The organism is Kitasatospora sp. NPDC085895 (assembly GCF_040702125.1).
Taxonomy (GTDB): Bacteria; Actinomycetota; Actinomycetes; order Streptomycetales; family Streptomycetaceae; genus Kitasatospora; species Kitasatospora arboriphila.
The window spans coordinates 49,109-72,264 of record NZ_JBFBJY010000025.1; the positions used below are offsets into that span (position 1 = coordinate 49,109).

General features: G+C 71.9%; 22 protein-coding genes and 1 pseudogene. 7 read left to right on the forward strand and 16 right to left on the reverse strand.

Annotation, left to right across the window (positions count from 1 at the left end):
* Window positions 1-667 precede the first annotated feature (667 nt).
* The gene (locus AB0442_RS18095; RefSeq protein WP_366163909.1) at window positions 668-1,549 is read right to left on the reverse strand and encodes an NADP-dependent oxidoreductase; all 882 of its coding nucleotides are present in this window, start codon (window positions 1,547-1,549) and stop codon (window positions 668-670) included.
* A 148-nt stretch (window positions 1,550-1,697) separates the two neighbouring features.
* Window positions 1,698-2,093, reverse strand: coding sequence for a MerR family transcriptional regulator (locus AB0442_RS18100; protein ID WP_366163910.1), 396 nt, complete (start codon window positions 2,091-2,093; stop codon window positions 1,698-1,700).
* Between the two features lie 269 nt (window positions 2,094-2,362).
* On the opposite strand from AB0442_RS18100, the gene AB0442_RS18105 reads away from it, so the two are divergent.
* Window positions 2,363-3,133, forward strand: a complete 771-nt coding sequence (locus AB0442_RS18105; protein ID WP_366163912.1) for a hypothetical protein — start codon at window positions 2,363-2,365, stop codon at window positions 3,131-3,133.
* Window positions 3,134-3,483: 350 nt separating this feature from the next.
* Here the strand turns inward: AB0442_RS18105 and AB0442_RS18110 are convergent, their stop codons facing one another.
* From AB0442_RS18110 to AB0442_RS18120, 3 genes are all read right to left on the reverse strand, one after another.
* A complete protein-coding gene (locus tag AB0442_RS18110; protein ID WP_366163913.1) occupies window positions 3,484-3,648 on the reverse strand; it encodes an ATP-binding protein in 165 nt (54 codons plus the stop codon).
* Window positions 3,638-4,258 (reverse strand): hypothetical protein, encoded by a 621-nt coding sequence (locus AB0442_RS18115; RefSeq protein ID WP_366163914.1) that lies wholly within the window; start codon window positions 4,256-4,258, stop codon window positions 3,638-3,640. The genes AB0442_RS18110 and AB0442_RS18115 overlap by 11 nt, the downstream gene beginning before the upstream one ends.
* A gap of 325 nt (window positions 4,259-4,583) precedes the next feature.
* Window positions 4,584-5,375, reverse strand: coding sequence for a DUF3050 domain-containing protein (locus tag AB0442_RS18120; RefSeq protein WP_366163916.1), 792 nt, complete (start codon window positions 5,373-5,375; stop codon window positions 4,584-4,586).
* A 935-nt stretch (window positions 5,376-6,310) separates the two neighbouring features.
* Between AB0442_RS18120 and AB0442_RS18125 the strand changes: the two genes are divergently transcribed.
* Entirely contained in the window at window positions 6,311-7,798 is a 1,488-nt protein-coding gene (locus AB0442_RS18125; protein ID WP_366163918.1) for a peptidoglycan-binding protein, read from the forward strand.
* A 78-nt stretch (window positions 7,799-7,876) separates the two neighbouring features.
* On the opposite strand, the gene AB0442_RS18130 is transcribed toward AB0442_RS18125, so the two are convergent.
* Window positions 7,877-8,290 (reverse strand): hypothetical protein, encoded by a 414-nt coding sequence (locus AB0442_RS18130; protein ID WP_366163919.1) that lies wholly within the window; start codon window positions 8,288-8,290, stop codon window positions 7,877-7,879.
* Window positions 8,291-8,355: 65 nt separating this feature from the next.
* On the opposite strand from AB0442_RS18130, the gene AB0442_RS18135 reads away from it, so the two are divergent.
* On the forward strand, window positions 8,356-8,484 hold the full coding sequence (locus AB0442_RS18135) for a hypothetical protein (RefSeq protein WP_366163921.1): 129 nt from the start codon (window positions 8,356-8,358) through the stop codon (window positions 8,482-8,484).
* Between the two features lie 482 nt (window positions 8,485-8,966).
* Here AB0442_RS18135 and AB0442_RS18140 read toward each other — a convergent pair whose 3' ends face one another.
* From AB0442_RS18140 to AB0442_RS18150, 3 genes and pseudogenes are all read right to left on the reverse strand, one after another.
* Complete coding sequence (locus tag AB0442_RS18140; RefSeq protein WP_366163923.1) at window positions 8,967-9,182, reverse strand: hypothetical protein; 216 nt, start codon at window positions 9,180-9,182, stop codon at window positions 8,967-8,969.
* A 161-nt stretch (window positions 9,183-9,343) separates the two neighbouring features.
* Window positions 9,344-9,484 (reverse strand): annotated as a pseudogene (locus tag AB0442_RS18145) (IS5/IS1182 family transposase); the annotation flags it as partial.
* Between the two features lie 383 nt (window positions 9,485-9,867).
* Window positions 9,868-11,028, reverse strand: a complete 1,161-nt coding sequence (locus AB0442_RS18150) for an NAD(P)/FAD-dependent oxidoreductase (RefSeq protein WP_366163925.1) — start codon at window positions 11,026-11,028, stop codon at window positions 9,868-9,870.
* 80 nt (window positions 11,029-11,108) lie between these two features.
* On the opposite strand from AB0442_RS18150, the gene AB0442_RS18155 reads away from it, so the two are divergent.
* Window positions 11,109-11,801: a TetR family transcriptional regulator gene (locus tag AB0442_RS18155; RefSeq protein WP_366163926.1), complete on the forward strand. Its 693-nt coding sequence runs from the start codon at window positions 11,109-11,111 to the stop codon at window positions 11,799-11,801.
* Between the two features lie 828 nt (window positions 11,802-12,629).
* Here the strand turns inward: AB0442_RS18155 and AB0442_RS18160 are convergent.
* Window positions 12,630-13,511, reverse strand: a complete 882-nt coding sequence (locus AB0442_RS18160; protein WP_366163928.1) for an AraC family transcriptional regulator — start codon at window positions 13,509-13,511, stop codon at window positions 12,630-12,632.
* 260 nt (window positions 13,512-13,771) lie between these two features.
* On the opposite strand from AB0442_RS18160, the gene AB0442_RS18165 reads away from it, so the two are divergent.
* Entirely contained in the window at window positions 13,772-14,887 is a 1,116-nt protein-coding gene (locus AB0442_RS18165) for a serine hydrolase domain-containing protein (RefSeq protein WP_366163929.1), read from the forward strand.
* 678 nt (window positions 14,888-15,565) lie between these two features.
* On the opposite strand, the gene AB0442_RS18170 is transcribed toward AB0442_RS18165, so the two are convergent.
* Complete coding sequence (locus tag AB0442_RS18170) at window positions 15,566-15,997, reverse strand: hypothetical protein (protein ID WP_366163931.1); 432 nt, start codon at window positions 15,995-15,997, stop codon at window positions 15,566-15,568.
* Window positions 15,994-16,428: a MarR family transcriptional regulator gene (locus tag AB0442_RS18175; protein ID WP_366163932.1), complete on the reverse strand. Its 435-nt coding sequence runs from the start codon at window positions 16,426-16,428 to the stop codon at window positions 15,994-15,996. The genes AB0442_RS18170 and AB0442_RS18175 overlap by 4 nt, the downstream gene beginning before the upstream one ends.
* 430 nt (window positions 16,429-16,858) lie before the next feature.
* On the opposite strand from AB0442_RS18175, the gene AB0442_RS18180 reads away from it, so the two are divergent.
* Window positions 16,859-17,530, forward strand: coding sequence for a phosphatase PAP2 family protein (locus tag AB0442_RS18180; protein ID WP_366163934.1), 672 nt, complete (start codon window positions 16,859-16,861; stop codon window positions 17,528-17,530).
* A 47-nt stretch (window positions 17,531-17,577) separates the two neighbouring features.
* Here the strand turns inward: AB0442_RS18180 and AB0442_RS18185 are convergent, their stop codons facing one another.
* From AB0442_RS18185 to AB0442_RS18200, 4 genes are all read right to left on the reverse strand, one after another.
* A complete protein-coding gene (locus AB0442_RS18185; protein ID WP_366163966.1) occupies window positions 17,578-18,882 on the reverse strand; it encodes a glutamate-1-semialdehyde 2,1-aminomutase in 1,305 nt (434 codons plus the stop codon).
* A gap of 80 nt (window positions 18,883-18,962) precedes the next feature.
* On the reverse strand, window positions 18,963-19,520 hold the full coding sequence (rfbC, locus tag AB0442_RS18190) for a dTDP-4-dehydrorhamnose 3,5-epimerase (RefSeq protein WP_366163936.1): 558 nt from the start codon (window positions 19,518-19,520) through the stop codon (window positions 18,963-18,965).
* On the reverse strand, window positions 19,517-20,809 hold the full coding sequence (locus tag AB0442_RS18195; protein ID WP_366163938.1) for a polysaccharide pyruvyl transferase family protein: 1,293 nt from the start codon (window positions 20,807-20,809) through the stop codon (window positions 19,517-19,519). The genes rfbC and AB0442_RS18195 overlap by 4 nt, the downstream gene beginning before the upstream one ends.
* Window positions 20,806-21,753 (reverse strand): glycosyltransferase family 2 protein, encoded by a 948-nt coding sequence (locus AB0442_RS18200; protein ID WP_366163939.1) that lies wholly within the window; start codon window positions 21,751-21,753, stop codon window positions 20,806-20,808. The genes AB0442_RS18195 and AB0442_RS18200 overlap by 4 nt, the downstream gene beginning before the upstream one ends.
* A gap of 153 nt (window positions 21,754-21,906) precedes the next feature.
* Between AB0442_RS18200 and AB0442_RS18205 the strand changes: the two genes are divergently transcribed.
* Window positions 21,907-23,130: an RNA-guided endonuclease TnpB family protein gene (locus AB0442_RS18205; RefSeq protein ID WP_366163941.1), complete on the forward strand. Its 1,224-nt coding sequence runs from the start codon at window positions 21,907-21,909 to the stop codon at window positions 23,128-23,130.
* Window positions 23,131-23,156: the final 26 nt, after the last annotated feature.

A 23,156-nucleotide genomic window follows, 5' to 3' on the forward strand; every position in this document is an offset into this window, starting at 1 on the left:
TCTCCTTCGGTGGCAGCGGTGCATCCCTCCAGAGGCGTGCCAGGAAAGCGACCCCCGGAGCCCAGGTCGCCGACCTCCGGCACTCCAGCCGGCAAGACCGGCTGCGGACTCCGGATGCCCTCCGTAGACGCCTTCGTCTCCGTAGGCCGTCCAGATCGGTCCCCCGCGATCGGTCACCAGAGCAGGGATGTCGTCGCCGATGCAGAAGGCGGCCTCTTGTTCACCGCTTTCCAGGGAGAACACCACGGCGTTCGGGCTCCATGCACCGGACTCCTCCCTGCCCGTCCGACCCCTTGCGATGAGGAGCCGGGACTCCGGGAGAAGAGTGATGCGGCTCGGCCTGACCGGAATGTCCTTGACCGGTCGCCGTCGAAGCGACCCGTCAGCCCGGCGAATCACGAGCACCGCATCGAACGGCACCTGCGGGCCCCAGCCCGGCCAGCCCTTCACGTAGCGGCTTCGGCGAAGGAACTGCCGATGGACGAGCAGAACTGCCGGCTCCCCCGCCGGGCGGGCGGTCCACCACAGAGGGCGTCGTCCCGTGTCGGCGTACGCCTGAACGTGCTCAACCCCGTACAGGTGAACGTGCTCAGTTGATGATGCGCTGACCACGGGTTCCCGTCAGTCCGCGATGGACCGTCGACAGCGTCGGGCGGCCGGGCACTCCTCATGCCACCTTGATGACAACCTTGCCCGAGGTGTGACCGTTCTCGACGGTGGCGAGGGCGGCCGGGGCGTCGGAGAGCGGGTGGACCGCGGTGATCACGGGTGCGAGGAGTCCGTCGAGGGCCAGCCGGGCCGACCGCTCCAGGTTCTCGCGGTCGACGCGACGCTCGACGAAACGCCCACCGAGATCGGGCACAGACATATCGCCCACAGCGATGACGTTGCGAGGGTCCTGGGCCAGCGGAGCGACCGTCCGCAGCGAGGCGCCTCCGACCAGGTCGACGATCCCGTCGAAGCCGTCCGGAACCAGCTCGCGTGCCGCGGCGACGACGTCCCCGGCCGTGTAATCGATGAACCGCACCCCGATGGCCTCGGCGTGCTCGCGTTTGGCGGTACTCCCGGTGCCGATCACACGCAGCTCGCGCCCGATGGCCAGCCGGGCGACGGCGAGGCCGACCCCGCCCCCGGCCCCGTTGACCAGAACCGTGGCACCGGCCGGGAGGCCGAGCTGGTCGAGCACGTCCACCGCGGTTGTCCCGGCCACTGGCAGCGTCGCCGCCACGGTCGCGGACAGACCCTCCGGAATGCGCGCGGTGTTCGGCGCGGACAGCACCGTCGTCTCGGCGTAGGTGCCGCCACCAGTGAGGGCGAAGCCGAAGACCGCGTCACCCACCTCGAGCCCCTCGACGTCCTCGCCCCGCGCGAGGACCGTTCCGGCTGCCTCCATGCCCAGCACGCGGGGAAACGGACGTCCGCCGTCGAGCCCGTCGACCAGACCCGAGCGCAGGAGGTGGTCGAGGGGATTCACGCCGGCGACGTCGACCCGGATCTGCACCTCGCCGCGACCGGGGAGGGGATCGGGACGATCGAAGAACTCCTGCACCTCGGGCCCGCCATACCTGCCGAAACCCCACGCCTGCCCCATCTTCCGCCGCCTCTCGTATGACCGCCCCGGTGATTCCGGGCGTTGTCGCCATCCTCACCTCTGACATTGATGTCAGGGGCAAGCGGCTGAGATGCAGATCACAGCATCAGGCCGACTGCGCCCCCGGTTCCGGGGTCGTGGACAGCTCCGCCCGGTGCCGGCTGTTGGCCCTGAGGAGCACGTCGAGTGCATCCCGGGTCTCGATCAGGTGCGCGATGTCGGCGTTGATCCGGTCGCGCTCGCGCATCATCGCCGTGAACGTCTCCTCAGCGACGCCCAGGTCACCCGGGACGTCCACACACGGCAGCACAGTCGCGATCACCCGGCTGGACATACCCGCGTCGAACAGCTGTCGGATGAGCGACACGCGCTGGACCGCGGCATCGGAATAGTGACGCTGCCCCGCGTCGGAGCGTGAGCTGGTCAGCAGGCCCTGCTCTTCGTAGTACCGCAGTGAGCGCGGACTCACGCCCGTGCGCTTGGACAACTCGCCTATCCGCATCCCCGAGAGCCTACGCCCGCGTGCTCCAAGTCCAGACCGCCGGCGAGTCATGGACGCTCGCGGACACCCCCACGGCCGCAAGGTCGTCGTCCCGGTCCACGACTGAGCACGTTCGTCGGTTCTGTCGCTGATCTTGTGACGGCATCAGTCGGCAACCGACGGTGCACCGCGGGGAGGACGCGGCCTTGCTCGTCATACCGGCCTGTCTACCGGTAGCGTAGCGATCTTCGCCAGGCACAGGCCCGCGGAGTCCTTGAAGGCGAACGCCTATGACCGACTCGCACGCGCGACATGCGCGGACTCGTCTCGACGCGGCCCTGGAGGCCGTTGCCGTCGTCTTCCACGGCGCGACGGCGCACCCGAAGGAGTACAACTGCCCGTGCCACTGGGGCAGTGCCGAGGAGCTCGCACTCCTCAAGGTGCCGGGTGTCGAACTCGATCCTGACCTTCTCCGGCGGTCCTGGCAGGCCCCCGACTGGAGCGATCACGGCGTGGTGCTCCGCCGTGTCCTGCCTCAGCTCGCGGCCGCCGTCGTCGACTGCCGGTCGGAGTCGTTCCGGTACCGGGACGAAATCGGCCTGTCGTTCGCCCGCGGCCGCTGGCAGGAATGGCCCCGGGAGCAGGCCTCGGCCGTTCGGGAGTTCCTGCACGCGTTCTGGGCCTACAGCCTGGTCAGCCCCGACCCCGTCGCGGGCGCGCAGGAGACGCTCGTCCTGTGCGTCGAGGCATCCGGCGAGCTGGAGCCCTGGCTCGAGGTCTGGGAGGTACTGGAGCACCCGATGGCCGACCGGCATCTCGCCAAGGCCGTCGACACGTGGGACTACGACCTGCTCGTCGACGAGCTTCCCTGGAGCACCTGGCACGACAACAAGGACGAGATGGTGGCCGTTCTCACTGACTGGCTCACCCGTCACGCCCCTGCCCGGCTGGCCGCCCACAACGCCCCGGACGACCTGCTCCAACGTCTGAGGCTGATCGGCCTTACCGGGCCCGCCCGTTGGAACGATCCACATTGGCCCCACCACTACTACAAGTACTGACCATGACGCAGAGAAGCTGGGGGCGACGCACGCCGGGCAGGCGGAGCCATCACAAGATCAGCGACAGAGCACGTTCGTCTGTACACGCCTGCGCACTTTTCTCAGTACGCCGACATCCCGCCCAGCGTTCCGTCACGGACGGTTTCCAGACCTCTGTAGGCCGACCGCCGACATCACATCCCCCTGCTATTCGGGCGCAGCACCGGAACGTGGGCGCTGATGGGAGGAGTGTATTGATGCCGGAACCAGGACCTGCGCCGCGTCGTCCGGTCACCCCCGGTGGGCTCACGGGGCTGACCTGACGCCGGGGCGTGTCGCGCCCGTCCGGTCTCGTGCAGCGGCCCCGTCGGTCAGGCCGCGGCGGCTGCCTTGCGCTTGGCCGTGGTACTGGCGAACCGGAAGGACCGGGTGCCGGTCTCGATGACGCGGGCCTCGAAGGTCAGCCGGTCGACGATCGCCGGGCAGAGCCGCTTGTCGGTGAACGTCTGGTCCCACTCGGTGAAGTCATTCGTCACGGGCCCACACGTGCACGGCATCGTCGTGCGGAGAGGTGGTGAACCAGGTGCCGTCGCCGAGCGCGTGGGGAAGTCCGGTTACGGGGAAGGGGTAGACGATCTGCCCGGTCACCTGTGATGCGGCAAGATCCACGAGCCAGTGCCGGCCGTCCCCGAACTCCTCGTCGCTCTCGACCGTTCCGACGACTGCCCTGTTCTCGTCGACGAACCCGCCCTCGTAGTCGAAGAAGACCTGGGCATCGTCGTTGTCTGCCGCAACCGCGGCATGTGCGGGCAGCAGGTCCGCGTGCAGTTCCGTCTCCACGGACCCGTCGTCGACCCGAAGCACGGAAAGGGTTCCCTGGTGGTGCGTCACGGTCAGCAGCCGCTCACCGGACGGGCTCACCGCTACGGGAACGCGGTCCTCGTCCCGGAACCGGTCGACGGTGAGCGCCCCGCTGCCCCGGCATCCCCAGCGCAGTGGCGCACCTTCCTGTCCTTCGCCGATGGCGAGCCCCATCCGGCGCGGATCACGATGTGGCACGTGGACCGAGCCGGCGGCCGCCGTACCCGTCACCGTCCGTGCCGGCACCGTGCCGTCGCAGGCGTCGACGACCAGCCACTCCTCCACCCCCGGGCCCGGGCGGTCGGCCGGCGGCCAACAGTCCCGACCGTGCCGCCGGGCGGCTTCCCCCGCAGGAGACCGCGTTGGTCGGGTCTGCTCGCCGTCGCACCGCCGTACTCGCGCCGCCGGACCCGGCCGAGCACGGCCTCTGGGCGGCGCTCACCCATCTGCTGCCCGGGGGGCGACGCCACCGGCGCGCGCCGGGAACGGCCGAGGATGCGGTGCGCCCCGTCGCCGGAGACGGGGCGCAGACCGAGGCACGGCCCTCGGGCGGACGGCTGCCGGGTCGGCGTGGAGGGCGGCCTCCGAGCAGGCGGCCGCCGGGTCGGGGTCAGGCGCCGAAGGCTGCCAGGATGCCGTCCCACAGTGCGACGCGGGCGGCGAGCGCCCGGCGCACCGTTGCGGCGCACTCGTCCCAGCGCTCCGCGTCGTCGCCGCACAGGTCGATCAGCATCTGCATCGCCATCGGCGTGTGCTGCTCGCCGTCCACCTCGATGTGGCGGGCCAGGTAGTCCTTGAAGATCGTCAACCGGCCGTCCGCGTCCTCGATCCGGATCACCTGCTCGAACATCTCCGGGATCAGGTCCTCGCGCCCGAAGGCGAAAGCGGCGGCCTGGCAGTGCACCGGTGCGTTCTCGATGATGTCCCAGGTCACCGCGACGAAGTCGGCCGCCGCGGTCGGCATCTCGGCCTCCTTGGCGGCCTCGGCCACGCCGACGCCGCGGCGGAGACGGCCGAGGAAGGCGTCCACGGCGGTGGTGTCGGCGCCGGCCCGGGCCATCCCGTCCACGTAGAGCTCGAAGTGGCTGATGTAGCCCTCGCCCAGTTCGTCGCTCTCCTCGACCAGGACGATCTCGTTGATCAGTCTGCGGCTCGCGGTCGGGCCGGTCGGCACCCACGGCAGCTCCACACAGGTCAGCTGCCGCTGCAGGCACTTGAGGAGCGACATGAAGTCCCAGACCGCGAACACGTGGTGTTCCTGGAAGGACCGGACCCGCTCGACGGAGTCGATCTGCCGGTAGATCGGGTGGCCGACGACCTCCTGGCGCACCGGCTCGATGGCCTCGCGCAGGGCGGTGAGCCCGGGGTGCGAGCGGTCCCAGTGGTAACGGTCAGAACTCATGGGGTCTCCATGGCGTCGATTCGCGCAGATTGCGTGATGAAGGTGCGCTGACTGTGTGTTCGTCACCGCGCGCATCAGGCTACGCGTGTCGCGCCACGGATCCGATACCCCTGCCGCCACTTCTTTGCGCAACTCTGCTGTGACGTACCGTCACATCCCTTCTTCACTACGGGGTGTGAAGGTCGCCGGCGCACTCGTGCGACCAGTGGCCGGAGATTCGAATCGCCGTCGGGCGGGGGAGTCGGCCGGGGTGCCACCCGGCCCCGGGCGTGCACGCTCGGTGTGCACGGCGCGGTCCGTGTCCTCACCCGCCGTCGGCCCGGAGGGTGCTGAGCGCCGTCGAGCCCCGCGGTGACGCCGCGTCAGCGTCGAACCGGGGCCGGGATCCGCTCGACGCCGTCCACTGCGACCTCGCTGCCACGCCCCGGCTTCCCACCGCCCCCGCACCCACCACGCGAATGAATACACGTCAAGTCATTTTGTCCACAAAGGCATTGCCTCGATCGGGTGGCCGCAGAAATCTCACCGAAGTGCGTTTTCGAACGTCCGCGGAGAGGAACAAACCCCGGCACGGCGCAGGCAGGTGCCGCACGCGCGAGGGGTGCGCACCCGGGGCGGCGTCGGATCGACCGAACACGCATCCGCGAGGAGGCATCCATGGCCGAGCCCTGCACTCCTATGACAACTCCGCGTGTTCCCGTTGCCCGTACTTCGCAGCGGCCGGCGGTTCCTCCGGCCCGGTTCGCCCGGGCGCAGACGCCGACCTGGGACGGCGGCGCCAGGGACGGCGCGCCGGGATGCCCCTTGGTCCTGGGGCCCACCCGGCTGAGGCCCACCCTGCTCCGGCACTCGCCGTCACATCGGCAACAAGTCCACCACGCCGTCGCGGAACACACATCGAATCGAATGTGCGTCGATCGAACGGAGCCCGGCAGATGAACCCTTCAAGACCCACGACCACGGGCAGTGGTCTCTCCGGAACCGTCTCCCCCCTGGCGGCTGCCTGGCTCGTCAGCGTCATGGGTGAGCACGGCTACGAGACGCTGCTGGAGTGGGAGTCGACGCCGCCGCACCGGGCGGTGCTGCCGTGCGGGCTCCGGTGGGACGTCGTGCGGATGCCCGAGAGCCTCGGCCTGGCCGTCCTCGCACACCTCGGCGGGACGGACCCGGATCAGGTCGGCCCGGTCCTGCGGGATCTGCTCGGCCACCGGATGTACTGGTTCATCCCGCTCGGCCACACCGGGGCGTGGCGGCAACTGGGAACGGACGTCGACCTCCTGAGCAGGGGGTGCTTCCTCGTCGTGCCTCACCCGGACATCCAGGGCGACGGCTCGTCCGAGTGGGAGCACTGGCCCGCTCGCACCGGCACGCTGACCAACCCCGGCCGGCTGGCCGCCACGGTGGCTGAGGCGCTCACCATCGGTTCCACTGCTCACGCGCGGTCCGAGGAGGACCGGCCCATCGGGACACAGCCGGACCGCAACACCGGGTACACCGAAGACGCATCGACGGTCCGCCCGTACGTTCCGGGTCCCTCGGCGGAGCCCCGGCCCGCACCGATGCCCGGTCGGGACCTGTCCGACACAACGATCCTGCCCCTGGGTACCGCCGCTCCGACGCCTGCCCGGCCGACCCCGGCTCTGTCGACGCCTCTTCATACCCGGACGGCGGCGGCACATCCCGTGCCCCCGATGCCGACCGCGTCCGAGGCGCCCGTCGGGCTGTCCGAGGAGCAGCACCCGGAGGGTCGGCCCGACCTCGGCACCTCGAACTCCCTCGTGGAGCCGCAGAGCTCCCCGGACGGCTGCACCGGGCGACGCCACGAGCGGAAGGTGAGCCGCCAACGGAGCATCATCACCCGGGCCGGCCTGGGCATCGTGGCAGTCGGCGTGGGGATCGCCCTCCTGCCCGCCTCCTCGGGCGGGAACGGGAAGAAGAGTGACCGGGCGCTGCCGGTCCCCAGCGGCAGCCGCTGGGTCCAGCCCCGGACCGACCCCTCGCCCGGCGCTGTCCTCTCGGCCGGGACCGCCTCGGCTTCCGCAACCCCCACCGACACGGCCGCCGCGGCCCCCAGGAAGGCCTCGACCACCAGAACCCTCGCCCCTCAGGCAGTCTTCGCCACCACCGCCCGCACCGCTGCCCCTTCCACGCCGGTGCCGACACCGCCCCCGGTCGCTGCGGCCATGCCCCGAACACTCCGGCCCGGTGACACGGGGACGGATGTGGTGACGATGCAACAGCTGCTGGTCGCCGTCTCCTGCGGGAAACTCGACAAGTCCCTCGTCACCGGCACCTTCGACGACTCGACCGAGAACGCGGTCTCCCAGTACCAGCGCCGACGCCACATCAAGGGCGAGAGCGGCGTGTACGGTCCGAAGACGAAGGCGGCCCTGCAGGCCGAGGCACAGGATCAGGAGTGCTGAGGTCGCCGATCCCTCCGCTCACAGCCCGCGAGACGTGTGAACGCGCTTCAAGAAGCGGGGGAGAGGCGGACCCCGGGATCAGGGCGGCTGCGGCCGGGAGGGACCGACGCCGAAAGCCGCCCACAGCGCGGAGCAGGTCGGACGACGACGGATCCCGCGCAGCGCACCGCCCAGCAGGGCATCCGGGTGTCCGAGTCCTCCGACCTGCTGCCCGCGGATCCGATCACCGTCGAGACGCGGGTGGGTCACCCGATCGGACCGCCCGGCGGGCTCGACCTGAGCGCGTTCTCCCACACGCTGCTGCCGGTGCTCGCCGGCTTCCTCGGCGGCAACGCCATCGGCAACGGAGTCGACGTCGCTCGGCTGTACCGACAACGAGCCGGGACCCTGGCACACCCGGCGGCGTACCGTGTCGGTCACCCGGCGCCGGACCCGGGTGGTGAAGCCGGTGAGGACCACCGGGATCTCGCTGGTCACCTCGGCCGCCGTCATGCCGGGCGCCACCATCCCCTGCACGCCCTCCGGTCGCTCTACCGGTTCCGGCGCACTTCGAGCCGATGCGGCAGCTTCTCGACGGGGTCAGGGCGATCCTGTCCTTCGACGCCCAGGCGGATGCCGGCCCGGCCCGCGCCCGGGTCATGACGGGGATCGGGACGGCCCTCGCCCTGGTCCCGGCCGCGCCATGACCGGCTACTACGGCCGCAAGGGGCTGCGCCGGCTGGTGGTCGGGGCCTCGGCCCGAGGCCCTTCGGGGGGTACGGAGGGCTGCGCGCAGCGGAGGTGACGGCGCCGCACCCGCCGCCTCGCGTGAGTCCCCGCGCCGCTCGTCGGCCTGCAGCCGGCCGGGTCCGTCCGGCGGGTCGGGTTGCGGCGGCGCCGGCGCAGACCGCAGATTGGGGCAGGGGGCGAGTCGCCGGAGGGAAGGACCCGTGAGTTCGCAGCCGCCGTCAGGATCGTCCGAGCCGTCCGGCCCGCCCACCGGGCCGCTGTCGGGTCCCGGGGAGGGCGGGCCGCCGCCGTCCGGACCGCGCTCGTACCCGCCCGGGCCGCCCGAGGAGCCGCCGACCATCGCGGGCGGCCCGCCTCCCGGGCCGCCCGAGGAGCCCCCGCGGACGGTGATCGGCGAATCCGGCGACGAGCCGGGGCCGCCCTGGTGGCGAAAACCCCGCTACGTCGCCCTGCTGGCCGGGCTCGTGGTGGCGGCCATCGCCGTCGGCGTCGCGGTCGCCACCCAGGGGTCGGACGGCAACGTGGAGGTGCCGCCGGCGGCCTCGTCCTCGCCGGCCACCCCCGCGGAGTCCCCCACCGAGTCCGAGACCCCGACGTCGACCCCGGCCCCGACCGCGACCTCGAGGCCCACCGGCCACACGACCCCGGCTCCCACGCCCACGCACTACACGACCCCCACGCCCACGCCCACGCCCACCCGCTCGTCCTCGCCGAGGACCTCTCCGCCGACTTCGACGACGTCCCGGGCGACCACCTCGAATCCCGGCGCCACGTCGAGTCACTGAGAGTGCTGTCCTCGGGAGCCAGGACCACGAACGGCCTGGTGCGGGGCCGTCCAAGCGGTCGGGGACCACGCAGACGGGCCACCACCGCGGCGAAGGCGGGCGCATCGGCGGCCCGTCCGGCGGTGAGCACGAAGGTCAAGGGGCGGCAACGGCCGTCCGCGGCGAGGTGCAACCCGTCGGTGCCGCCGGGTGTGTCCGCGCCGACCGAGCCGGCTCCGGGTCCTCCTGATCGTTCTGTACGACGAGGAGAAGGGAGGGGCCGGATGTGCGGTCCGGGCTGCGCCCCGTCGCTGTGGGTGGGAGCGTGCTTGTCGGGCTTGGCCGGCGGCCGATGCCGCGCCGCTGTGCCCCGCCGACCGTGGTGTCCGGCACCGTCCTCCCCGGCCTGCGGGCGGATGGCCGCGACCACCGCGGATGTCGAGGGGCCCGCACGACCGGTCGAGCGGGTCCCGGTCCGCGAAGGCACGGACCACCTCCCGGTGCGCCGGGTCGACCTCCCACCGGTTCACCCGGTGAGGACCGGCCCCGTCGCCCCCGGTCGCCCGAACGCGGCGGTCACCCTCCGGACTGTGCCACCGCCTCGTCCTGTCCCTCGGGGCGCCGGCCGAGGAAGTCGACCAGGCTCTGCGGCGCGCGCTCGCCGAGGCAGAGGTCAAGAATCTCGTGGGCGTCCGCGTAGAAGGCATCGCTGCGCGCGAAGAGCTCCTTCTCGTAGGCGGCGAGCGCCGCTTCGACGTCGTCGGGGTACTGGGCGATGGCCTTGCCGAGTTCGGCGCCGTCGAACATCGCCAGGTTGGCGCCGTCGCCGGACGGCGGCATCAGGTGCGCGGCGTCGCCGAGCAGCGTCACGCCGGGCACCCGGTCCCAGCGGTGTCCGTCCGGGAGGGTGTGGATCATGCGTGCCACCGGGGCGGTCGCGCCGTCGGTGATCAGCGCGGTGAGGTGCGGCGCCCATCCGTCGAACTCGGCCGCGACCCGGGCGCTCGCGGCCGCGGTGTCGGTGAAGTCGATGGCGGCGATCCACTCGGCCGGTCGGTTCAGCTCGACGTAGGTGTGGACGATGCCTCCCGCCTCACGGTGGGCGACGATCCCCTTGCCGGGGGCGAGTGCGTACATGGCGCCGCGGCCGACCAGGGCGGCCGTTGCGGGGTGCCGCTCGTCGACGTCGTGCAGGTAGGTCTCGACGAACGTCGTGCCGGTGTAGACGGGCCGGGCGTCGGAGAGCAGCGGCCGGACCCTGGACCAGGCGCCGTCCGCGCCGACCAGGACGGTGCTGGTCACGGTCGAGCCGTCGGTGAAGGTCAGCTCGTGCCGGCCGTTGCCGAGCGGACGGACGCCGGTGACCTTGCTGCCCCAGCGCACCGTCCCCTCGGGCAGGGAGTCGAGCAGGATCCGGCGCAGGTCGCCGCGGAGCACCTCGGGGCGTACCGCGGTGCCGTCGGAGGGGACGTCCAGCAGCAGCGCGCCGTGCCGGTCGAGCACCCTGGCGGCGTCGCCGCCCTCGTGGATGATCGCGCGGAACTCGTCGGTGAGGCCGGCGTCAGCGAGGGCGCGCTGTCCGTCCTCCTCGTGGATGTCGAGCTGGCCGCCCTGGGGGCGGAACCCGGGGGAGGTGTCGGCCTCGTGGACGGTGGCGGGGATGCCGTGGACGTGCAGGACGCGCGCGAGGGTGAGGCCGCCCAGGCCCGCGCCGATGATCGTGACCGGAGTCGTCATGGTGTTCCCTTCGAAGCCATGACGGAACGCTGTTCCATTCCCATGTTGGAACGGCGATCCATTCATGTCAAACTGTGTTCATGGCGATCAAGAAGCAGCGGGCCGTAAGGCGCACGGACGCCCTGTCGAAGGAACGGATCGTGGAGACCGCGATCGAGATCCTCGACTCCGAGGGCGAGGGAGCGCTGACCTTCCGCGCGCTCGCGGCCCGGCTGGCCACCGGAAGCGGGGCGATCTACTGGCACGTCGCCAACAAGGACGACCTGCTGGCGGCGGCCACCAACGACGTGATCGCCCGGGTCATGGCGGACCTGCCCGGCGGCGCGCCTCCGCGGGAGGCGATCCGGGCCCTCGCGCTCGGGCTCTTCGACGCGATCGACGCACACCCCTGGGTCGGCACCCAGCTCTCCCACGTGCCTCGGCTGGCCGCGATTCCGCAGATCTTCGAGGGTTTCGGCAGCCGGCTGGAGGAACTCGGTGTGCCTGAGGAAGCGCAGTTCGACGCCACGTCCACGCTCGTGATCCATGTCCTCGGTGTTGCCGGACAGAACGCCGCCAATGCCCGCCTGCACGCGCACAGGACCGATCGGACGGCCTTCCTGGGCGAGATCGCCCAGCAGTGGACCCAGCTCGATCCCGCTCGGTACCCGTTCGTGCGCCGAGTGGCGGCGCAGCTGCCCGAGCACGACGACCGGGAGCAGTTCCTGGCCGGCATCGACCTCATCCTGGGCGGCATCGAGGCCGCCCGCCCTGGTCCGTCTCGTCGGGCCTGACGCGAACCCGAGCTGGTCGGGGCCGGCCGAGGCCGGTACCCGGGAGGTGTAGGAGCGGGCCGTGCCGCCCGAGCCGAGCACGGCCTGTCTCCGCTCTCCCCGTCGCTCGACGACACCCGGGCCCGGATGACGGCGTTCGAGGTCGAGCGGTGGTGGTCGATGCGGCCGTTGAGGGGACGCTCGGACTCTGTGGCCACGTTCGGGGCGGGGCTGCCGTCGCGCGCGGCGGGGCCACCGTGGCGGCGAGCAGCCCGGCGGCCACCGCGGCACGGAGCCGGATTGCGCTGAACACCGCGTGCGGAGTCCCGGCCGGTTCGGTATCTCGAGGGTGCCGGGCGGTGGGGTGCCTCGGACGGGGAGACAGATCGGGGAACCACCGCGCTGCAGGGCCCACGCCCGGCCGGTCGCGGTTCCGGACCCTCTGCACGGCGTGGTCGGCGGGCTGTGCTCGACCGATGGAACACGGTGGATTCCCCGTGTCGGCCCTCAAACGCGCTGTCGGGGGCGGGGCCTTGCTCGCCTTCCGGCTGCTGCCGGGCGGCGGTCCCCCCTAGGAGCAGCTCGTACGACACCTTTGCAGGGACAACGGACCGAGCCTCGTCGACGAGGGCAGGGCCGGGTGCAGCCGGGGTACTCGGTCGTGATGAACCCTTGGCTCTCGCCCCGATGTGGCCGATCCGCAGGGGCGGTCCGCACCCGGTCAGGGGCCGCGGCCGAACGAACGGCCGGCAGCGCGCAGTTGCGTTCGCGATGACGAGACCCTGACCGCTGCCTTGCGGTCGACGTCCGAGCCGGACCTCCGGGGACAGGTACCAGCGGTACCGGTGTTCACACCCCGGCACTCCCGCGGCCGCGCTCGACCGGGATCCACAGCTGGGAGTCGGTTTCCGCGCCGATCTCCACCGGCCGCGTCCGCAGGAGCTCCGGACCTGTCCGGCTCGTGTACGGGTTCGAAGGGAACCACTGGGCGAAGACGTCTCGCCACAGCTCTTGAAGGGCGCTCGGATAGGGCCCGTGGTTGTCGAAGACGGCCCAGGTCCCGGCCGGCACGTCGAGGGAGTCGAGTTCCCCGGCGACCGCCTCGGGACCGGTCACCACTCCGATCCAGTAGTCCGCCTCGGCGCCCTCTTCGCGGCTGTCGGTCAGGTACACCGCCGCTGACAGGATCCCCTCCGGTTCCTGGCCGACCAGTTCCTTCATCCGTACGACCGCACGCTCGTCCAGGCCTTCCAGGTGCGCCGCGGCGGCCGCGTTGACCCCCTCGTGGACGAGCGGGACCCGCGCCTTCCTGCCGACGACCCGAAACGACTCCTTCTCCACGATCCGGTACCGCATGCTCGCCCTGCCTTCGACGACGACCCGGAAGGACATGCGCGGCTGTGCCGTGAGCACTGCACCGGTACGCCGGGCCTCGCCCGGTCCGATCCCGTGCACCGATCGGAACGCCCGGGTGAAGGCCTCGCCCGAGCCGTACCCGTACCGCACCGCGATGTCGAGCAGTGTCAGCTCCCCGGCCAGCACCTCGGCCCCGGCGAGGGTCATCCGTCGGCGGCGCACGTAGACCGGGAGCGGCATCCCGGCGAGCGCGGAGAACAGCCGCCGGAAGTGGTACTCCGACACCGCGGCGATCCGGGCCACCTCGGCCATGTCGATCTCCCGGTCGAGGCAGGCCTCCAAGTGGTCCAGCGCCTGATTCAGCCGCTCCAGCACGCCTGTCCGTCCATCCTTCTCGTACCTCCACCGCAGGAACGCCTCGCCCTGCCGGCCGGTCGCACGCAGCCGCGGCGCTCGGCATCCAAGCCCGAACCGGAGTCGGCCGTCGGCCGACCGCGAGGCGGGAACAGGAGCGGCTCCCCGGGCGCCGTCCGGTCGCCCTGCTTCAGTAAAGAAGATCTGGCCGCGCCCCGCCCGACAAAACCGGTGCGGGAATCGTCGGGCAGGCAGACCTGGCGTTGCCCGAGACTTACGCCATGATCGATGTCAAGGGATTCTGCGAGCCGCGGTTCGACGCAGTCCGGGCGGCCCTTGCCGCTTTGCTCGGCAAGGACGACGTCGGTGCGTCGGCAGCCGTCTACCTCGACGGCGAGCAGGTGGTCGACATCTGGGGCGGGTACGCCGATGCGGACCGCTCCGTGAGTTGGGAACGCGACACCCTCACCGGCGTGAACTCGACGACCAAGAACATGACCGCCCTGTGCGCGCTGATCCTGGCCGACCGGGGCGAGCTCGATCTGTCCGCGCCGGTCGCCGCCTACTGGCCCGAGTTCGCCGCGGCCGGTAAGGAGAACGTGCTGGTGCGGCATGTGCTGTCGCACACCGCGGGCCTGCCGGACCTGTCCGGGCTGACCGCGGTCGAGGAAATCTACGACTGGGAGCGCGTGACCGCAGGACTGGCCGCGCAGGCACCCGCGTGGGAGCCGGGAACGGCCGCCGGCTATCACGCGCTCACCTTCGGCTTCCTCGTGGGCGAGGTCGTCCGACGTATCACCGGCTGCAGTCTTGGAGACTTCTTCGCCGAAGAGGTGGCCGAACCGCTCGGCGCGGATTTCCACATCGGACTCTCCACCGACCACGACCACCGCGTCGCAGCGCTCATCCCGCCGCCCTCACTGAGCGACGAGTACGCTGCCAGCGCACCGCCCGGACGGGATGGCACACGCCGGGAGAACACCGGCGCCGTGATCCGGGTCAAGGACATCAACTCCGTTGCCTGGCGCCGTGCGCAGATCCCTGCAGTGAACGGCTTCGGCAATGCCCGCTCCGTCGCCCTCGTCCAGTCGGTACTGGCGAACCAGGGTTCCGTCGGCGGCGTGCGACTGCTGTCCCCCCGGGGTTGCGAGCCCGCGTGGCAGGAAGTGTTCTGCGGTGACGATCGCGTGCTGGGGACGCCGATGTCCTGGACGGTGGGCTTCGGCAAGTTCGGCAACACCTTCGGCTGGGGCGGCTGGGGCGGCTCCCTGGTCGTGAGCGATCCCGGCTCACGCATGACGGTGGCCTACGTCATGAACCAGATGATCGACCGGGTGCGGCAGGAGGACAACCGCGGCATGGAAATCGTGATGGCCGCCTACAGCGGCCTGCACTGACAGCGCCACGAGGGCGTGGGCCGGGCCCACACACGGCCGGTCGCCGTGCACGTGGCGCTCGTGCCCGGCACCGCGCTCGAACGGGCGGGCTCCTACGCCCCGTTCGCGGCCCGGACCCGTCGACGAGGCGTTCACCGCGGTCGGGACCTACGCGCAACCGGGATGATCGCGATCCGTCCGAGAGGAGCGAGCGACACGGCGGTCGGACGCCGGGAGCCGGCGAGCCCTCGATCGCGAGGATCGAGCAGGCCGGGGGCGGATGCCGGTCGAGTTCCTCCGCATCCTCCGGCGCGTCCGCAGGGGTGACCGTGCCGCACCGGCAGCAGCGGCGTTCGATGTGCAGTGCTGCGCGACCGGACCTGGTGGCACACCTGATCGGCGATCAGAGGATGACGCCCGAGGGGGTGCGGGTTCTCGGCGGCGGCCTGTGTCGACAGCGCTCTCGGCTCCGGCTCCACCCCGTAAGGCGGCTTCGTGGGACGTCGATGGCCGCGGGTGCATCTCGAAGCCGCTGCCCGGGCCCACGCCGGGCGATGCCGGTGGCCGCTGCTTCCGTTCGTTCGGTAGCACCCGGCGATCGGCCCCGGCGCCCGGGTGGACCTGCATCGACGGTGAAACCCCGGGCGCAGGAACGGGTTCGGCCGCACCGCGCGAAGCGGACCGACCGTGGACCCGCGCTCAGCCGTCGGTGTGCCGGGGGAAGGGGGCGAGGTCGGGTTCGACCCAGCCGGTCCTGGCGGGGGTGCTCGCCAGTGTCGAGGGCCGGTAGAAGCGGGTCAGCAGCTTCTTGTCGAGCAGTGCGGGGTGCTCGTCGGTGAAGGCGTCGAAGTCCGCGGTGTCCGACCGGTCGGCGTGGTGGCCCACCAGTTCGACCCAGGCCCGGCTGACGGTGGCGTTGTACTTCTGGGGAACCCCCGCGTAGCGGGCGGTGCGCCGGATCCCGTCGCCGATCAGGGCCACCGCTGCGGCGGTTCCGTGTCGCCGGACGGCCAGCCAGGTCAGATGGACGTGCTGGCGGTGCCCGAACCGGTCGGCGGTGGCCATCACCTCGTCCATCAACCGGGTGAACGGGGAGGACGTCTCGCCCCGGCCGGGTCCGGTGCCGGTCACGAGCCCTCCTCGATCAATGCGTCCAGCACGGCGTGGAAACCGGCGATCGACTCGGCCGGCAGGGCGCCCAGGGCGCGGCTTTCGAGATCGGCCAGCGTCTGCCGGATCAGGGCGGCCGCCGCCCGTCCGGACTCGGTGAGCTCGATGAGAACCGAGCGGCGGTCGCCGGCCCGTGTGCCGCGGGTGATGTGACCGCGCCGCTCCAACCGGTCGAGCACGCCGGTCAGCGTCGTGGGGCGGGTGCCGACGGCGGCGCCCAGCTGGGACACGGTTCTGCCCCGGCCGTCGGCGAGATTCGCCAGGGCGTTGATCTCGGAGGCGGTCAGGTCCAGGTCGACGAGTTCGGCGGCGATCAGTTGCAGGGTGGCGTGGGTCGCGCGCTGCAGGGCGAGCAGGGCCGAACGCCCGGATGGAACGGATTCAGACTTCACGGTTTCGGATAGTACGGAATCGGAGTATCCGGGGCAAGCCCGGCGCCACACGCCGACGTCCGACTCGATCCGGGTGGGGCTGTTCCTCGTGAACGGCTGCCGGCGCAGGGGGGTCGCTGACATACTCGGCCCATGCCTGCCGAGGTGGAGCCCGAGCGGACATCGGAACAGCGGTCGGCCCGGGGGCCGTACCGGGCGGTGCCGGTTGCGGCACACCGGTACGCGTTCGCCGATGGCATCACCGCCGGGGGCGGGGTCACGCTCTTCCCGTCCGCACCGTGACCGGCGGCGGGCCGGGCGCCCCGTTCGGCGAAGTGCGGGCTTCCGCCGGGGCCGTGGAAGCGGCCGGCGACCGGTGCCCGACGTCCGAGCCGCCGGCACGAGCTGCGGTGCTGACGGTGCCCGCAGGTCGACCGGACGCGGTGGGCGTGTGAGCAGGCGGCCGGCGCCCGTGGTGCTGCCCCCGTCGTTGCGCGTGGGGCTCGGGCTGATGGCGGCCTTCGCCGCGTTGCTGGTCGCCGTGCTCGGGATCCGGTATGCCGACGAGGGCGGGCCCGGCACGGTGGACACGCGGATCCGGGCGGTGGTGGACGGTGCGGGGCCGTCGTGGCGGTACGTCGCGTTGGCCCTGGACGCCTCGGGGGAGCCGGTGGAAGCCGCGGCGCTGGTCGTGGCCACGGTGACGGGCTGCCTGCTGCTTCGGCGTCCTCGCGCAGCGGTGTTCGTCGTCGCCGGCGTCGGCATCGCCGTGGGGACGACGACGCTGCTCAAGCACCTGGTGGGACGCACCATCCACGGCGGGTACCTGTCCTACCCGAGCGGGCACACCGCCTTCGCCACCGCGCTCGCCCTCGCGGTGGCGATGCTCGCGACCCGCCGCAGAGGCCGGGACGGGCTCGGCCCCGGCACGACGGCCGGCACCTTGCTCGTGCTCGCCGCGGCGCTGGTCGCCGGTGCCGCCATGGGCTGGGCGCAGGTCGCCCTGGGCGCGCACTACCCGACCGACGTTCTCGGCGGCTGGTGCACCGCGCTGGCGGTGGTACCGGCGACCGCGTGGCTGGTCGACCGGATGGCCGACGTCGGCCGGTGGAAGCATCGCTGACGTCGTGTCGGGTGATGCCACGTGACGCGACATCACCCGACACGACGTCACACCGAGCGGCGGAACACCTGCTTCACCGGCCGGCCGCCGAGCCAGGGGGTGGGATCAGCGGCGTCCAGCGCCTTCCGGTACACGGCACATGCCCGGGCCACCACGTCGACGGTGTGGTCGATGTCGGCGTCGCCGAGCGCGCTGCTCACCACGAACGACGGGGCCAGCACTCCGCCCGCGAGGAGCTGGCGCAGGAACAGGGTGCGGTACTGCTGCGACGGCCGCAGGTCCTCGTCGAGGGTGGCGAAGACCAGGTTGCTGTCCCGGCCCCGGAGGACGAGGTGGTCGCCGACGCCCGTGCAGGCGGCGGCCTCGCGGACACCGGCGGCCAACCGTTTGCCGAGGGCGTGCAGCCGAGCGGTGATGCCCTCCTCGACGTAGGTGGTCTGCACGGCCATCGCGGCGGCCAGCGAGTGCGTTTCCGCACCGTGCGTGGTGGACAGCAGGAACACCCGGTCGCCGGAGTGGCGCAGCCCGCCGCGCTCCATCAGGTCCCGGCGCCCCGCCAGCGCGGAGACGGCGAACCCGTTGCCCAGCGCCTTGCCGAACGTCGAGAGGTCGGGGACGACGCCGTACAGGCTCTGGGCACCCGCCTCGGACCAGCGGAAGCCGGTGATCATCTCGTCGAAGACCAGTACGCAGCCGTGCCGGTCGGCCAGCTCGCGCAGGCCGGCGAGGTACCCGGGCGGCGGCTCGGTGTGGCCGGCGGGTTCGAGGATCAGGCAGGCGACCTCGTCCCGGTACCGGGTGAGCAGTTCCTCCGTGGCGGCCAGGTCCGCGTAGGGGAACGCCACGGTGAGCTCGGTGGTCGCGGCGGGGATTCCGGCGGACATCGGCGTGGTGCCGATGAACCAGTCGTCGACGGAGAAGAACGGGTGGTCGCCGCAGACGGCCACCCGCGTCCGCCCGGTGACGGCACGGGCCAGTCGTACCGCGGCCGTGGTGGCGTCGGAGCCGTTCTTCGCGAACTTCACCATCTCGGCGGTCGGCACCGTGGCCAGGAAGCGTTCCGCGGCCTCGACCTCCACGACGGACGGTCGGACGAAGTTGCTGCCGCGGTCGAGTTCCCGCCGCACCGCCTCGACCACCCGGGGGTGGGCGTGGCCGAGGCTGACCGACCGCAGGCCGGAGCCGTACTCGACGTAGCGGTTGCCGTCGACGTCCCACACGTGGGCGCCGCGGCCGTGGCTGATGACCGGGGCCAGGTGCTCGGGGTACTGGTCGTCGCCCTTGGCGTAGGTGTGGGCGCCCCCGGGGACGAGCGCGTGCAGCCTCTCGTTCGCCCTCCGCGACCGGGGCAGGCTGAACCCGTCGGCGTTCTGCGGGCCTCGGACGCCTCGGACGTCTCGGGCGGCCCGGGTGTCTCGGGTGTCCTGGGTGGTCACGCCGGCCGCCCCTCGTGCCGCAGGACCTCGGCGAGGCTCGGCGCCTTCCGGTCCCGCTCGGACACCGACACCGCCGGCAGCGGCCAGGGGATGGCGAGTTCCGGGTCGTCGAAGGCGATCGTCACGTCCTCGGCCGGATCGTGCGGGCGGTCGATCCGGTACGAGACGTCGGCGGTGTTGGTCAGCGCCTGGAACCCGTGGGCGCACCCCGCCGGGATGTACACGCTCACCTGCGTCTCGCCGCTCAGCTCGAAGAAGGCCCGGCCGAGGCGGGTCGGCGAGTCCGGCCGCAGGTCCACGACGACGTCGAAGACCTTCCCGTACGAGCAGCGCACCAGCTTGGCCTCGCCGGCGCCGGAGCGCAGGTGCAGGCCGCGCAGCACGCCGCGGACCGAGCGGGACACGCTGTGCTGGACGAAGGCGTTCGGGTCGAGGCCGACCGAGCGGACGACCTCGGCGTCGAACGTGCGGCAGAAGAAGCCGCGCTCGTCGGCGTACGGCGTCGGTTCGAACAGGTATGCGCCGGCGATCGCCGGGACTTCGGTCGCCTTCACGGAGCCTCCTGCGGGGCGTGGTCGTGGGTGCGGTCGTGTGCGTGGGCACGGTTGCGGTCATGGGCGTCGGAGCGGGCGGGGGTGTGGCCGGCCGCCGGGAAGAGGGCCGCCGTCAAGGCCCTGAACTGCTGGTCGAGCTCCCGGCGGGCCACCAGGTTCCGCTCGGCGACGGTCCGCCGCAGCTCCGGCGACTGCTTCTCCAGCGCCCGGAACCGCTCGAGCAGGCGGTCGGCGTCGACCTCCCGGGCCGGGTGGCAGTACTCGCCCAGCCCCATCCGGGCCATCAGCGCCTCGCTCTTCGCCGCGTAGCTGAGGGCGAGCGTCGGCGTGCCGACCTTCAGCGCGCAGATCAGGTTGTGGTACCGGGTCGCCACCACGGTGTCGGCGGCGGCCGTCTCCCTCATCAGGTCGGCCAGTGAGGCCGGCGAGGCGGCGGTGACCAGCGGCGAGTCCACCGCGTCGAGGATCGCGGCGACCACCGGCCGGTCGACGTCGTCGCCCATGAGCAGCCGGACCCGTCTGCCGTCCTCGACCAGCGCGCGGACGAAGCGGGTCGTCCCGTCGAGGTAGCGCCGGTGGATCTCCTCCGCCCGGGCGCGGTCGTCGTTCCCGCCGTGGAAGGCCATGACGCCGACGCAGACCGGTCCCGGTGGACCGTCGGGCACGCCCGACGGCGGCGTCGGCAGGGAGAAGGCGAGGTCCGGGTAGACCTCGTCCCGCCCGGTGTCCACGCCCATCGCCCGCATCGCCTCGCGGGACGGCGCGTCCCGGTACGACCGGTAGGCGGCGAGCCGCGCCGACCAGCGCACCAGGGCCCGGGTGGGCCGGCTGCCGATCGCGTCGGCGCCGACGCTGACCAGCGCCACCCGGGTGCCGAACAGCCGGCCGGCCGCGCAGAGCAGGAACAGCGCGTACGGGAAGCCCCACGGCCGCAGCGGCAGCGTGGCCTCCAGGACGCCCATGCCCGGCACGACCACCACGTCGTGCCGGCGCACCCAGGCGGCGGTGCGGGCGGCGTCGACGAGCTTGCCCAGGCCCTTCGCCGCGATCGATCCCACCCGTGACGCGGTCCGGTACTCGCCCCGGTACCAGTGCAGCCGGGTGGCGGGGATCCCGTACCGGCTCGTGACGGCCTCGGGACCGCCGCACATCGCGTCGACGACCGCCTCCGGGTGTGCGGCGCGCAGATACCCGAGCAAGGCCTCCAAGGATCCGTCGTTGCCGAGGTTGCCGGAGCCGAGCAGGCCGAACACCCCGACCCGCACCGGCTTTCGGTCCGCCGACGTCACGGCTGCCTCCCCTCGCGGCCGGCCACCAGGGCGTCGACGGAGACGGTGAGCAGGGCCGGGTCGACCGGGGCGCGGTCCTCGACCCGCTCGCCGGCGCCCGGCCGGGTCCGGCTGCTCAGCCACGCGGCCAGGTGGCGGTAGCACGCCCGCCGGTCGGCCGAGGACAGCGGCGCCCGTCGGACGGCCGAGACGAAGCCCCAGACGTACTCGGCGAGCAGCCGGGGCGTCGGGTGCAGCGGGCCCGCCCGGCGCGGGTCCAGGTTGACGCACCGGGAGCGCTTGGAGGGGTTCGCCCGCTCGGCGCGGGTGGGGTGGTCGCGGCGGAAGTACAGCAGCTCCGGCACCTGGTGGAAGGGCCCGTGCAGGGCGATCTCGGCGACGAACGTGCGGTCGGCGTGGTGGTAGCTGTCCATCGGTCTCACCCGGCGCAGCACGTCGGCCCGCAGCACCCCGTAGAAGTCGTCGCCGCCGGGCTCGAACAGCATGCTGCGGAAGCGCTCCGGTGCGTGCGGCGAGGCGGTGGCGAGCCCGTACTCGTAGGGGACCGTCACCTGGCCGGCGCCGTCGATGACCGCCTGGTCGGTGTGCGCGAGGATCACCTCGGGCCGTTCGTCCAGCGCCTCCACGCAGCGCAGCAGCAGGTCCCGGCCGTACAGGTCGTCGTGCGAGGCCCACTTGAACAGCTCGCCGCGGGACCGGGCGAACACGAGGTTGTGGTTCGGTGTGGCGCCGATGTTCCGGTGCAGCCGCAGGTACCGGATGCGCGAGTCCCGCGCGGCGTACGTGCGGCAGATCTCCTCGGTCCCGTCGGTCGAGGCGTTGTCGGAGACGATCAGCTCGAAGTCCTCGTAGGTCTGGCCGAGCACGGCGTCGAGCGACTCGGCCAGGTACTCCTCGCCGTTGTACACGGGCAGGCCGATGCTCAGCCTGGGTCGGGCGGTCATCAATACCTCCAAGGAAACCCGGGCCTTTAGGCCCGGGAGGAATTGGATCTCCTGCGGAGCAGGGCAGGGGGCTGCGATTCGCCGTCAAGGCGGACCACAATGCTCGGACCCGCAGATTTGATCTTTAACCTGTAGTCGCGCTAGTTCGTGAGCATGGCCACGGCTCATGTGAAGCGGGCATTCAAGTACCGCTTCCACCCGACCGATGCGCAAGCGGCTGAGCTGTCGCGCACGTTCGGCTGTGTCCGGAAGGTCTACAACCTGGCGCTCGCGGCCCGCACGGAGGCGTGGACGCTCCGCCAGGCGCGGATCAACTACAACGCCACCTCTGCGATGCTGACCGCGTGGAAGAAGACCGAGGAGCTGGCCTACCTCTCCGAGGTTTCCTCCGTGCCGTTGCAGCGGACGCTCCGGCATCTGCAAGGGGCGTTCGGGAACTTTTGGGCGAAGCGGGCGAAGTACCCGACGTTCAAGTCCCGAAAGAAGTCCCGTAAGTCCGCCGAGTACACCACCAGCGGGTTCCGCTACCGCGACGGCCGGCTGACCCTGGCGAAGATGGCCGAGCCGCTGGCCGTCGTCTGGTCGCGTCCGTTGCCCGAGGGTGTGTCGCCGTCCACGGTGACGGTGTCGCCGGACAGTGCGGGGCGGTGGTTCGTCTCCATGCTGTGCGACGACCGACCCACCATGCCCGAGCCGGTCAACCGCGCGGTGGGCATCGACGCCGGTACCACGGCGCTGGTGGCGCTCTCCACCGGAGAGAAGATCACCAACCCGAAGCACGAGCGCCGTGACCGGGAGCGCCTGGCTAAGGCCCAGCGGGAACTGTCCCGCAAGGCCAAGGGCGATGGTGCGAACCGGGCGAAGGCCCGGCTCAAGGTCAGCCGGGTCCATGCCTGGATCGCCGACAGGCGAAGGGACTTCCAGCACAAGCTCACCACTCGACTCGTCCGCGAAAACCAAGTGGTCGTGATCGAGGACCTGACCGTCCGGAACATGCTCAAGAACCGGACACTGGCCCGAGCCATCTCGGATGCGTCCTGGACCGAGATGCGCAGCATGTTGGAGTACAAGGCCGACTGGTACGGACGCGAGGTGATCACCGTGGACCGGTGGTTCCCCTCCTCCAAGCTGTGCTCGGCCTGCGGCACCTTGCAGGGCAAGATGCCGCTCAACGTCCGGGAGTGGACGTGTGGCTGCGGAACGACCCATGACCGGGACGTGAACGCGGCAAAGAACATTCTGGCCGCCGGACTGGCGGTTGCAGCCTGTGGAGACGGTGTCAGACCTCAACGGAGCACTCCGGGCGGGCAGTCGTCGGTGAAGCAGGAAGTTGTCCCAGTACCTCGCACACGCGAGGTATCTCAGCCGCGAGGCTGAGGGGAATCCCGGCCCTTCGGGGCCGG

Excerpts from the sequence above, each read along its gene's own strand:
- AB0442_RS18155 (WP_366163926.1), top strand. The coding sequence starts at position 11,109 with ATGGCGATCAAGAAGCAGCGGGCCGTAAGGCGCACGGACGCCCTGTCG.
- AB0442_RS18100 (WP_366163910.1), bottom strand. The coding sequence starts at position 2,093 with ATGCGGATAGGCGAGTTGTCCAAGCGCACGGGCGTGAGTCCGCGCTCA.
- AB0442_RS18150 (WP_366163925.1), bottom strand. The coding sequence starts at position 11,028 with ATGACGACTCCGGTCACGATCATCGGCGCGGGCCTGGGCGGCCTCACC.
- AB0442_RS18120 (WP_366163916.1), bottom strand. The coding sequence starts at position 5,375 with ATGAGTTCTGACCGTTACCACTGGGACCGCTCGCACCCCGGGCTCACC.
- AB0442_RS18125 (WP_366163918.1), top strand. The coding sequence starts at position 6,311 with ATGAACCCTTCAAGACCCACGACCACGGGCAGTGGTCTCTCCGGAACC.
- AB0442_RS18105 (WP_366163912.1), top strand. The coding sequence starts at position 2,363 with ATGACCGACTCGCACGCGCGACATGCGCGGACTCGTCTCGACGCGGCC.
- AB0442_RS18205 (WP_366163941.1), top strand. The coding sequence starts at position 21,907 with ATGGCCACGGCTCATGTGAAGCGGGCATTCAAGTACCGCTTCCACCCG.
- AB0442_RS18200 (WP_366163939.1), bottom strand. The coding sequence starts at position 21,753 with ATGACCGCCCGACCCAGGCTGAGCATCGGCCTGCCCGTGTACAACGGC.
- AB0442_RS18135 (WP_366163921.1), top strand. The coding sequence starts at position 8,356 with ATGCGGCAGCTTCTCGACGGGGTCAGGGCGATCCTGTCCTTCGACGCC.
- AB0442_RS18130 (WP_366163919.1), bottom strand. The coding sequence starts at position 8,290 with ATGACGGCGGCCGAGGTGACCAGCGAGATCCCGGTGGTCCTCACCGGC.
- AB0442_RS18165 (WP_366163929.1), top strand. The coding sequence starts at position 13,772 with ATGATCGATGTCAAGGGATTCTGCGAGCCGCGGTTCGACGCAGTCCGG.